Raw genomic sequence first — 11519 nt, 5'->3', positions numbered from 1 at the left:
ATGGGAGACAGGCGCGTTTTCACCGCCGTAGGCGGTCGGCGGTCAGTGTCACATTTTGGCAACAATTGTGTTGAAGGGTTGGGCGAATTGGGTCAGACTCCGCCCCTTGCGGCAGAGACGGAGTGCCTTCGGCAATTATGATTGAAGTAACGGCGCCAAATGAGGGCGATCAGCAGCGCGTTGTGAACGAACAGGCCAAGCCGGCCCGGTCGGCGTTTGCGTCTGCACGCAATAATCGGCCGCTGCGCATCCTTGGCTTTATTGTGGTTTTCGCCTCGGTGCTGATGTCGTCGCTGTCGTTCCTGATTCTGTCGGGCACCACCAATATCGAACCATCCACTACCGTCTGGACCGTGATCTGGATTGTCACCGGTCTATTGGTGCTGCTGGTGATCGCGCTGGTGGTGACCGAGGCCGTGCTGCTGATTCAGGCGCGGCTGCAGGGGCAGGCCGGCGCCGGCATGCAGATCCGCATGGTGACCATGTTTGCGCTGGTCGCGGCGATTCCGGCGGCGCTGGTGGCCGTGGTTGCTACCATTGCGCTCAATCAGGGGCTGGACCAGTGGTTCTCCGAGCGCACCCGCGCCATGGTGGAAAGCTCGCGGCTGGTGGCGCGCTCCTACATGCTCGAACACGCCCAGGTGCTGCGCGATGACGTCATCTGGGTCGCCTCGGAACTCGAGCAGGCCCACACCACCTTCGGCGAGGACCAGGAGCGGTTCCAGCGCATCCTGACGGCGCTGGCGGTCACCCGTTCCTTGCCGTTCACCTCGCTGGTCAATGCGCAGGGCGATACGTTGATGCGGGCGCAGATCGCGGTGCAGGGGGCCTATCCACGCTTGCCAGACGGGATAACCGAAGGGCTAGTTGAGGGCATTCCAGCGGCCATTGCGCCGGGCCGAGTCAATCTCGTCGGCTCGGTGATCAAGCTGCGCAACTATGACGACACCTATCTGTTCGTCGCCCGGCCGGTTGAGGCCGAGGTGCTCGAATATATGCAGCTCACCGATGAGAATATCAGCGAATACCGCGAATATGCGTCGAACCGGCTGGTGTTCCAGATCACCTTCACCATCATGTATGTCGGCTTGGCCGTAGTGCTGCTGCTGGCGGCGCTGTGGATCGGCATCGCGCTAGCCAACCGCTTCGTTGACCCCATACGAAACCTCATGATCGCGTCAAATCGCGTCAGCCGGGGCGACCTGGATGTGCAGGTGCCGGTGCAGGAGGGCAGGGGCGATCTGCGCGATTTGTCCAACGGCTTCAACCGCATGACCGAACAGTTGCGCAGCCAGCGCGAGGCGCTGGTGACGGCCAGCCAGATGAACGAAAAGCGCCGCCAGTTCACCGAAGCGGTGGTGGAAGGCGTGTCGGCCGGGATTATCGGGCTCGACCCGTTCGGCGCGGTGACGCTGGTCAATGCCCGCGCCTGCGAAATGCTCGATCAGGACGAAATCGACCTGATGGGCGAGCCGATCGAACAGGTCATGCCGCAGCTGGCCCCGACGCTGGAGCGGGCCCGTTCGGCCCGGCGTGGCCAGGTGCGCGACCAGATCCAACTCGGCAATGAAACCGACCGGCGCACCTATCAGGTGCAGCTGACCCGCGAAGGGTCCATCACCGAATCCAAGGGCTATGTGCTGACCTTTGACGACATCACCGACCTTGAATCCGCCCAGCGCACCAGCGCCTGGGCCGACGTCGCGCGTCGCATCGCCCATGAAATCAAGAACCCGCTGACCCCGATCCAGCTTTCGGCCGAGCGGCTGCGCCGGCGCTACGGAGCGCGGCTGGAAGATGACCGCGAGGTGTTTGACAAATGCATCAACACCATCGTGCGCCAGGTGGGCGATATCGGGCGGATGGTCGATGAATTCTCCGCCTTTGCCCGCATGCCCGAGGCAGCGCCGGAGATGACCGACCTGTCCGATACGGTGCGCCAGGCGGTGTTCCTCGAAAGCGTGCGCCTGCCCGAAATCACCATCAACACCCTGCTGCCGCATGACGCCATTTATGCCTGGTTCGATAACCGGCTGATCGCGCAGACATTGACCAATTTGATCAAAAACGCCGTGGAAGCGTTTGAAACCATTGATATTTCAGGTGGGTCATTGCCCATCATCACGGTCGAGGCGCAGCTGGAAGGCAACCATGCGCGGGTCGCCGTGTCCGATAACGGCAAGGGCTGGCCCAAGGAAAACCGGCAGCGCCTGCTCGAGCCCTATATGACCACGCGGGAAAAGGGCACCGGGCTCGGCCTGGCCATCGTTGCCAAGATCATCGAACAGCATGGCGGCATTGTCGAACTCATCGATGCCGAACCCGACGCCAATGGCCGGGTCGGCGCCTGCGTCACCTTTACCTTGCCCTTGCAGGCACCCAGCAAAATTTCAGCGGCGGATCGTCCGAGCGGCTCGGACGCCGAATCCGCCCAACAGGAGGAACCGCTCGTTTCGGCGGTGGTTCATAAGTAATGGCACTTGATATTCTCATCATTGACGACGAAGACGACATCCGCGACCTGATCGCGGGTATCCTGGAAGACGAAGGCTTTGAGGCCCGCCAGGCGCATGACGCTGACAGCGGCCTCAACGAGATCGCGCGGCGGCGGCCCAGCCTGGTGTTCCTCGATATCTGGATGCAGGGCTCGCGCCTTGATGGGCTGCAATTGCTCGACGTGTTCCAGAGCCAGCACCCCGATATGCCGGTGGTGATGATCTCGGGTCACGGCAATGTCGAAACCGCCGTGTCAGCCATCCGCCGGGGCGCTTACGACTATATCGAAAAGCCGTTCAAGATCGACCGGCTGCTGCATATCACCCAGCGGGCGATGGAAGCGACGCGGCTGCGCAATGAAGTGGCGGAGTTGAAGGAGCGTTCGGCGAGCAAGAGCCTCGACATGGTGGGCACCTCGCCGGCCTTGCAGCAGGTGCGCGGCATTATCGACAAGTCGGCGCCGACCAATTCGCGGATTTTCATCTCCGGTCCGTCAGGCGCCGGCAAGGGGCTGGTGGCTCGGATGATCCATCAGCGAAGCCCGCGCGCCGATTCCCCGTTCGTGGAAATCAACGCCTCGCTTTATGCGCCCGAAGAGGTGCCGGTGGTGCTGTTTGGCCGCGAGGCGCGGGAGAAGACCGGCATCCTCAAGGTCGAGGTCGGCGCGCTGGAACGGGCTCATGGCGGCACGCTCTATCTGTCGGAAGTGACGACGCTGCCGGCGGCGACGCAGGCGGCGCTGCTGCGGACGCTGGTCGACAACCGCTTCACCCGCGTTGGCGGCACCCAGGCGGTGCCGATCGACGTGCGTATCATCGCCTCCAGTTCGCAGAATGTGGCGGCGCAGATCGAAAGCGGCGAATTCCGCTCCGATCTGTTCCACCGGCTGTCGATCGTGCCGCTGCCGCTGATCCCGCTCAAGGAGCGGCGCGAGGACGTGCCGCCGCTGGTCAGCGCCTTCATCGAACAGGTCTGCCGCATGCATAATTTGCAGCGCGTGACCGTGGGCGACGATGCCATGGCCGTGCTGCAGGCCCAGGAATGGCCAGGCAACGCCCGCCAGTTGCGCAATTCCATCGAGCGGTTGCTGATCCTGATGAAGGACCAGCAACCCGAGGACGGGGTGATCACCGCCGCCATGCTGCCGTCCGACATTGGCGAAGTGCTGCCCACGGTGGGCGACACCGACGCTTCGGCGCATCTGATGAGCCTGCCGCTGCGCGACGCCCGCGAGGTGTTCGAGAGGCAATATCTGCTGGCGCAGATCGAGCGGTTTGGCGGCAATATTTCCAAGACGGCCGAGTTTGTCGGCATGGAGCGCAGTGCGCTGCACCGCAAGATCAAATCGCTCGGGCTTTGAACAGACCCGGAAAATTAAGCCGCGCCATGCAATTGGCGCGGTAGGCATAAAATATGATCTGTGTCATAGTGTTCGACGTGTGATGAATTCATGCGGGCAGGAACTGGGCGGCCGTTCCAACGCCGGCTGACAGGGTAATTGCAACGACGACAGCGACAAGTAATGCCGCGGAGAAGAGGCCTAAATGGCAAACGAAAAACAACAAAATCTCCAGGACTCCTTCCTCAACCACGTCCGCAAACAGAAAGTGCCGGTCACGATCTTTCTGGTGAACGGGGTTAAACTGCAGGGTGTGATTACCTGGTTCGACAATTTCTGCCTATTGCTGCGCCGCGATGCGCAGTCGCAACTGGTGTATAAGCACGCGATCTCGACAATCATGCCGGGTGCCCCGATCCAGTTGTTCGATCCCGAGCAGGCTCAAGATAGCGACTGACGAACTCTATGACCGAATTTGACGACGACGAGGCCGCCCAGCGGGGCGGCCCGCAGGCGTTTATTGATCGCAGCGCGCAACAGACCCGCGCCGGCTTGGTTGTGCCCGATGTGCGGGGCGTCTTCTCCCTGCATGGGCTCGAAGGCCGCAAGTCCGAATTTGAAGGGCTGGCCGAGGCAATCCACCTCGATGTGGTGTTCTCCGAAATCGTCAAGGTGCGGGAAATCAAGCCGGCTACCTTTATCGGCGGCGGTCATGTCGAAACGCTGGCCGAGCGGGTGGCGGCCGAAAAGATCGATTTGCTCCTGGTTGATGCGCCACTGACGCCGATCCAGCAGCGCAATCTCGAAACCGAGACCGGCACCAAGGTGCTGGACCGAACGGCGCTGATCCTCGAAATTTTTGGCGAACGCGCCGCGACACGCGAAGGCGTGCTGCAGGTCGAACTCGCCCATCTCAACTACCAGAAGGGGCGGCTAGTCCGCTCCTGGACCCACCTTGAGCGCCAGCGCGGCAGTGGCGGCAGCGGTTTCATGGGGGGGCCGGGCGAAACCCAGATCGAAAGCGACCGTCGGCAGATTCTCGACCGTATCGTGCTGCTGGAAAATCGGCTGGACAAGGTCAAAAAGACCCGCGCCCAGCAGCGCCAGCAGCGCAAGGGTACGCCGATCGTGGCCTTGGTCGGTTATACTAATGCCGGAAAATCCAGCCTGTTCAATGCCTTGACCGGGGCAGGGGTGTTCGCCCAGGATCTGCTGTTTGCCACCCTCGACACCACGGTGCGGCAGTTGGAACTGCCGCATGGCCGCAATGTCGTGCTGAGCGATACGGTGGGGTTCGTCGCCGATCTGCCGACCGATCTGGTGGCGGCGTTTCGTGCCACGCTGGAAGAGGTGGTGGACGCCGACGTGATTTTGCACGCCCGCGACATTGCCAATTCCGATCACGCGGCGCAGGCGTTTGACGTGATGAAAGTGCTCGGCGATCTGGGCGTTTCAGCCGAGACCACGACGATCATCGAAGTGTGGAACAAGGCCGATCTGGTCAGCGAAGACGCTCTAATTGGCATCACGCCAATCGGCAAGGTCGCGGCTACGGTGACGGCGTCGGCGCTGACCGGGCAGGGGATCGATGCCCTCAAACTAGCCATCGAAACCGCGCTGGCCGAGAAAAGCCGGACCTATCACGTCCATGTGCCGCATAGTGCCGGCGCCGATATCGGTTGGCTGCATGCTCACGCGGAAATCATTTCCCGCGACGAACCGACCGAACAGGGCTCGGGCTTCGTCGTGCGGATCGATCCCCGGCACAAGACGGCGTTTCTGGAGCGGTTCAACGGGCGGATCGAGAGTTCGGACGCTTAAGAGCGGCTTAGCCCTTGTCCGCCGCGCGGACTTCATTCCAATAGCCATCCAGCCGCTCCAGTCCGGCGGCTGATGGCTCGACGCCGTCTTCCCGGCAGCGTTCTTCCACATAGTGGAAGCGGCGGGTGAATTTGAAATTGGCGTCGCGCAACGCGGCTTCGGCATCGACGCCGGCATGCCGCGCCAGATTGGCCACGGCAAACAGCAGGTCGCCGATTTCTTCATGTACGGCGGCCGGATCGCCGGACGCCTGCGCGTCGGTGACTTCGGCCAGTTCCTCGTCCACTTTAGCTTTCACCGCAGCGAAATCCGGCCAGTCGAAACCAACCTTGGCGGCGCGTTTGGTGAGCTTTTCGGCGCGGGCCAGGGCAGGGAGCACATTGGGCACATCGTCCAGCAGCGATGGCGTGGTGTCGCCCTTGCGCGCGGCTTTGGAAGCGCGTTCCTCGGCCTTGATGGCCTCCCAGCGGGTCTTGGCCGCTTCGGAATCAGCGGCGTCCAGATCGCCGAAGACATGGGGATGGCGCCGGATAAGCTTTTCGGTGATGCCGTAGATCACGTCGCCGATTTCGAAGTGGCCGGCCTCGCTGGCCATCTGGGCATGATAGATCGGCTGCAGCAGCAGATCGCCCAATTCCTCGCGCAGATCGGCAAAGTCCTGTCGCTCAATGGCGTCAGCCACCTCATAGGCTTCTTCGATGGTGTAGTGGCGGATGGAGGCGAAATCCTGCTCCAGATCCCACGGGCAGCCGCCGACTGGATTGCGCAAGGCGGCCATGATTTCGATCAGGCGGGCAATATCGCGGGATGGCTGCATGGGATTCTCGGAGCGGGAGGAATCGTGATTTCGTTGAGCTTAGTTGTTCAGGGCTTGGGCTCAAGTTAAGTTCGCGCAAATCGGATTGGACGGGGATGTCGCTAGTGGGATGGGAAGCGCTCGGACAGTGGGGTGAGGACGTCGTTCGCCTCGAGCCGCTCGCTGGCGGCGTTGCCAACGACGTGTGGAGCGTACGCATTCGCGGGCAACTGGCAGTCGGTCGTCTCGGTACAAGGAGCGACGCCGATCTCGCATGGGAGGCAGGGCTCCTCCAATACCTCGACCGTGAAGGTCTGACCGTGCCAGTGCCTATCCCCACCACGGACGGCCGACTGTTTGCGGGCGGCTTGGTGGTGATGAAATATATGGAGGGCGGACCGCCCGAGACCGCGGCCGACTGGCGTCGCGTGGCCGATACGGTCCGCGAGTTGCATCGGTTGACGCAGGGCTGGCCGCAGCGCCCGGGCTGGCGGTCATCGACGGATCTGCTGCACGCCGAGAAGGGGACAAGGATCGATCTTACCGCGATGCCGCCGGAGGCCGTTGCCCGTTGCCGAGCCGCGTGGGCGCGCCTCGTCGGGCGCCAGACCTGCGTCGTCCACGGCAACCCCAACAGCGCTGGCAACGTCCGCATCACCGCAGATCGAGTCGCGCTGATCGACTGGGACGAAACGCATGTCGACGTGCCGGACCTTGACCTGGTGCTGCCGCACAACGCGGCGGGTCTGGAAGGCGACACCTATGACATCGCCGCGCAGGCCTCGGCTGCCTGGGAAGCTGCCGTTTGCTGGCAAGACGAATACGCCATCAAGCGGCTTGCCGAAGTTCGGGTGGTCTGAACGGCCACAGTTACAAAGATGACCAACGCCAGATTGCATTGCGGGCGACACCCGCAGCGCTGCCGCCCGTGCCTATCCGCTATTCGCATAATATATAGAAGCGCGCCCGAAACTCCTTTGGTGGTTAACGCAAAGGATGATGGCAATTGTATGAAACAATCAAAACCAATGTGGTCCAACCGCTTATCACGCGGGTTGGTACTCTGGCCGCTGGTGGGCTTGCGCACTACGGCATTACTGACGCTAGCGCTCTCGGTGAACAGCTTGCTGTCGGAGCGGGCGCTCTCGTTCTGGTGGTTCTAGAGGCGTTCCTCCGGAACCTTTGGAGGCGCAACTAATGGCGTGGGGTGACAAAGGTCACTCCACGCAAGGGGGTATGACCTATAACCCCGACAGCGCCGATTGGGATTACACGCCGGCTGGAACGGGTAGTAACTCGGACAGTGGCGGGCGCGAAGTCGCGTTTTATACCGACAATGCAAAGCCCGTTTACACGAACTCCGCTCCCGTAAATCAAGTTTCGGCGGGGCAGGTGCAAACCGGCCCCGGTGGCGGCGGTAGCGGCCCCGGCGCGGGCGGCGTAGCGACCGGCGCTGGCGGGGGCGGTAACGGCCCCGGCTCGGCGGCGGTTGTCGCAGGTCCGTTGAAGCCTAAATTGCAGAACACCACAACGAAGCTGATGGTCGGGACGGATCAGTGGGAAGCCAATCCCTATTGGTCAAATGCGGATCAATGGGAAGAGCGGTACGGGGAGCCGGGCGACTGGATTGGCGGTGTCGTCGTCGGCGTTGCCGATGTGGTGCATAATGTGAGGCGCGGGGCCGGATGGCTCGCGCAGGAAGCGCCGCGATGGAACGGCGCTATCCCCTCGTCGATCGTGGGGCCGGACCCGGTGTATCATAACGGTTGGGTGTCATACGACGAGCGGGCGTCGTGGGAAAGGGCACCGGCAGGGAGCCCAGCGGACCAGTATTGGTCGTTCTAGCGCGCGCCGGAAAGCGCGTTAATTAAGACGATTACGACGCCCAGGACTAAGCCGATCTTTAGGCACGTGATGATCGCCCAAACATGTAGTTGGACGATCTTCGTAATCAACCAAACCACTGATGATGCCCCATGAAGAAACGCACCTTTTGTAAGGGCTGCGCGCGAAAGCGCTTGGCCATTGAACGTCTATGGAAGAAAGTGAGAAGAAAATGAAGAATGTCAACCGTAAGTCGACTTCGGCGCTGAAATATCCGCGCTCGAAGCGAAACAACCCCATCATGCATTTGTCGTCTTGCATGCCGGGGGTAGCCCATCCGGTCGCCTTCATCCCGATGCTGCGGGAGGACTCTTTGGTTGGGCAGATCGACGCCACGGTCGAAATGCTGGAAACCAAAGAGCTGTTGATGAACAGCGTAACGGCGCGGTTTACCGCGTGGGTTGTGCCGTTTCTGGCGTTCGAGCGGTTCCAAGCGTCGCGGGAAGAATTGGACCGCGCCTATATGGGGGAGGGCTCGCTCGACGGGACCGGTGTGACCGCCTTTATGGAAAACGAAGCGCTGCCAGCAGGCGGTGCGGCAGCAGTGCCGCTGTATCTGTCGGCGGGCGAGCAGGGCAAGGCGGGCGACCAGATCAACACCGCGAACGCGGAGGCGTATAACCTCGTTTACAATCATCGAGCGCGGCAGGCGTCGCATAAGCTGACGCCGCGCGCGATGGCGGACCGTTCGCTCGCACCGGCGTTCTGGAGCCGGCATCAGTTCCCGCACATGGTGGCCGATTTCGATCAGGCTATGATGGAAGGACAGGTGGCGCTCCACGTGGTGAGTGGCACGGCGTTGCCGATCCATGGGATCGGCTTCGACGCGCAGAACATGCCGCATTGGAAGCTGCCGGGTCATCAGGTGTACGGCGCGGACGGTGTAGTTCATGAGGTTTCCGGCGATTACCCGGATGTTTGGGCGTCGGGCAGTCCGTCGGCCACTGGTATTTCGCTGAAGGCGAACGCCGCGCAGGGTGGTGGCGTGGTGCATCCGGACGTGTGGGCAGAAATGGCAGCGGATGGCATTTCGATTTCGCTGGCGGGTCTGGAAGAAGCGAAGAAGCTGCAAGCCTTCGCAAAGCTGCGAATGCAGTTCGAGGGGCATGATGATGAATATATCATCGATATGCTCATGCAGGGGCTGTCGGTGCCCGATCAGCATTTGAAACAACCGTTTCAGATTTACGATAGTCACCGGATGGAAGGCGGCAAGCTAAGGCGGCCTGTGTTCAGCCAGGGCAAGCGGTATGCCACGGACAGTGGCAATTTGGATGACAGCGCAACGTCGGGCTTCACCCGTGAGACCATCCGGCTGCGGGTTCCGCAGATCAACACGGGCGGGGTCGTTGTCGTGTTGATGGAAATCCTCCCAGATCAACTGTGGGAGCGCCAGCAGGATTGGTTCTTCCATACCCGGCCCGCAGGTGGGCGGGCGGGCCATGATTATTGGCCGGACGCGGAACGGGATACCCTCGACCGGGAAAAGGTCGAGGTGGTCTACAACCGCGATATGGACGTTAGTCATTCGGACCCGACCGGGTATTTCGCGTTCGAGCCGATGAACGCGAAATACAATCGTGCGCCGCCAAAGATTGGCGGGAAGTTCCATCGACCGGCTGCGGATACCCCAACCGACGATGCGCGTAAGCGCCTGTGGGCGGTGGAAGGTGTCGATCCGGCGTTGACGGATAGTTTCTTCATTGTCGAGCCCGGCACTATGCACATCAAGCCGTTTCTCGATGAAATCAATGACCCGTTTGAAATTTCGGCCCGGGGAAACTGCGTGATCACCGGGAACACACAATTCGGCGGGCTGCTTATTGAGCAGACCGGCAACTATGAGGCAGTCGCGGCGCATGCGCCGAAGGACCAGATCGTGAAGGAAGCGCCATGAGCGTAAAACTGCGTAGCATTGACCGCTGGCAACAGTTGCCCAGCGGCACGGCAATCCCGCTGCCCGGCAAGCGCCGCACAGTGACCCTGCAACTCAACGTCGATGAACCGACCAAGTTCAAGGTGTTGCAGGATAAGAAGGCCACGCTGTTGCGCGTGGTCGATCCCAGCGAATGTCCGGTCACGGTGTCATTCGCTGTCGATGGCGACTGCGCCATTGTGGCGGAGACCGGTAATGAGGTGTGGTGGTCGTCCGATGACGGCCTGATCCTAAGCTACGCGGTGGTCAGCCAGAGCTTTACCGAGCTGGAGCAGCGCATGGAAATGACGCCAGAAATGGAAGTCACCATTCTCAAGGCCAATATCCGCCACGAGCAGCGGCTGCGGGAGCAGGCCGAGTTGCTGTTGGTCAAGCAACAGCGCGAAGACGCGGCGGCGGCGAATGCCGACCCGGAGACAGGGGAAGTCAATGAAACGGAAGAGCCTGCTGACGCTAATGCAGGAACGCCAGAACCGGCTCCGGGTGCAGGAAATACACCTGCACCCTAACCGGAACTATCGGGGGGCGTTAACGCTCCCCGAACCGCCGCCACCGCCAATCTTCGCAGAACCGGCAGGCCCCTCAAAGGGCCTGCCGGATGCGTTAGCGGGCCTTGTTAATAGGCCATTCCTCGCCACGGAAACGTGGAGGGAGCAACAGCGCCGCGCCGTCCGTGAGGGGGCGCACCCAAAGGTGCTGAAATTCGAAGCGGCGTTTATCCGCCGCATGAAGCGCGTGGGCATACCGATGTGGGCCCACTGCGTTATTCGCAGCGAATACGAGCAGGCGGAAATGGTCCGCAACGGGGTGTCGAAAGACAGCCCGGACGATGGGCTCTGGCCGCATCGGGGCTGTGCCGTCGATCTAATCCACTCCGTCAAGGGGTGGCAGATGAATGACGATGAATGGAAGCTCATAGGCCATCTTGGCAAAGAGATTTCAGCCCAAATGGGCCTGAGCATGCAATGGGGCGGAGACTGGTCGTTTTACGACCCGGCCCATTGGGAAGTCAAAAACTGGAAAACCATCGCAGGAGAATACCCATGGCTACCGAAGTAAGTGCGCTGAAAATCCGCTGCAAGGCGGCGAAGCTCGATCATGATTTGCATGTCGCGCTCGTCATGAAGCGTGAGAAGTTGAGCAAGCCGGACGCCATTGTCATGGCGTATCTGGACGGCCCGATGGGTCTCCATGATCGGCTGAACCCGCCAAAGCCGAGCGATCCTACAAAGTAGGACGCGTGCGGA

11 protein-coding genes are annotated in these 11519 nt (G+C 61.5%); 10 read left to right on the top strand and 1 reads right to left on the bottom strand.

All coding sequences use genetic code 11. The annotated features are described in order from the left end of the window. Positions 1–137 precede the first annotated feature (137 nt). The 4 genes from ACX3OW_RS17735 to hflX all read left to right on the top strand — a co-directional run bounded on the left by ACX3OW_RS17735 (position 138) and on the right by hflX (position 5656). On the top strand, positions 138–2474 hold the full coding sequence (locus ACX3OW_RS17735) for a sensor histidine kinase NtrY-like (RefSeq protein WP_459097125.1): 2337 nt from the start codon (positions 138–140) through the stop codon (positions 2472–2474). Then, positions 2474–3856 carry a nitrogen assimilation response regulator NtrX gene (ntrX, locus tag ACX3OW_RS17730; RefSeq protein WP_459097124.1) on the top strand — a complete coding sequence of 461 codons (1383 nt, stop codon included), beginning with the start codon at positions 2474–2476 and terminating at the stop codon, positions 3854–3856. The genes ACX3OW_RS17735 and ntrX overlap by 1 nt, the downstream gene beginning before the upstream one ends. A 184-nt stretch (positions 3857–4040) precedes the next feature. Next, the gene (hfq, locus tag ACX3OW_RS17725) at positions 4041–4292 is read left to right on the top strand and encodes an RNA chaperone Hfq (RefSeq protein WP_459097123.1); all 252 of its coding nucleotides are present in this window, start codon (positions 4041–4043) and stop codon (positions 4290–4292) included. A gap of 8 nt (positions 4293–4300) precedes the next feature. Then, positions 4301–5656 carry a GTPase HflX gene (hflX, locus tag ACX3OW_RS17720; RefSeq protein ID WP_459097122.1) on the top strand — a complete coding sequence of 452 codons (1356 nt, stop codon included), beginning with the start codon at positions 4301–4303 and terminating at the stop codon, positions 5654–5656. A gap of 7 nt (positions 5657–5663) precedes the next feature. Here hflX and mazG read toward each other — a convergent pair whose 3' ends face one another. Next, positions 5664–6473, bottom strand: coding sequence for a nucleoside triphosphate pyrophosphohydrolase (mazG, locus tag ACX3OW_RS17715; protein WP_459097121.1), 810 nt, complete (start codon positions 6471–6473; stop codon positions 5664–5666). Positions 6474–6577: 104 nt separating this feature from the next. Between mazG and ACX3OW_RS17710 the strand changes: the two genes are divergently transcribed. From ACX3OW_RS17710 to ACX3OW_RS17685, 6 genes are all read left to right on the top strand, one after another. Continuing rightward, entirely contained in the window at positions 6578–7312 is a 735-nt protein-coding gene (locus ACX3OW_RS17710) for a phosphotransferase enzyme family protein (protein ID WP_459097120.1), read from the top strand. Positions 7313–7688: 376 nt separating this feature from the next. Continuing rightward, positions 7689–8297, top strand: coding sequence for a hypothetical protein (locus ACX3OW_RS17705; protein WP_459097119.1), 609 nt, complete (start codon positions 7689–7691; stop codon positions 8295–8297). A 211-nt stretch (positions 8298–8508) separates the two neighbouring features. Beyond that, on the top strand, positions 8509–10233 hold the full coding sequence (locus ACX3OW_RS17700; RefSeq protein WP_459097118.1) for a hypothetical protein: 1725 nt from the start codon (positions 8509–8511) through the stop codon (positions 10231–10233). Next, positions 10230–10781 (top strand): hypothetical protein, encoded by a 552-nt coding sequence (locus ACX3OW_RS17695; RefSeq protein WP_459097117.1) that lies wholly within the window; start codon positions 10230–10232, stop codon positions 10779–10781. The genes ACX3OW_RS17700 and ACX3OW_RS17695 overlap by 4 nt, the downstream gene beginning before the upstream one ends. After that, a complete protein-coding gene (locus ACX3OW_RS17690; protein ID WP_459097116.1) occupies positions 10702–11331 on the top strand; it encodes a M15 family metallopeptidase domain-containing protein in 630 nt (209 codons plus the stop codon). The genes ACX3OW_RS17695 and ACX3OW_RS17690 overlap by 80 nt, the downstream gene beginning before the upstream one ends. After that, the gene (locus tag ACX3OW_RS17685) at positions 11316–11507 is read left to right on the top strand and encodes a hypothetical protein (RefSeq protein WP_459097115.1); all 192 of its coding nucleotides are present in this window, start codon (positions 11316–11318) and stop codon (positions 11505–11507) included. Before ACX3OW_RS17690 ends, ACX3OW_RS17685 begins: the two co-directional genes overlap by 16 nt. Positions 11508–11519: the final 12 nt, after the last annotated feature.

The sequence above is a fragment of the Devosia sp. A449 genome, assembly GCF_054489375.1.
This window is presented reverse-complemented; position numbering and strand designations above follow the sequence as displayed.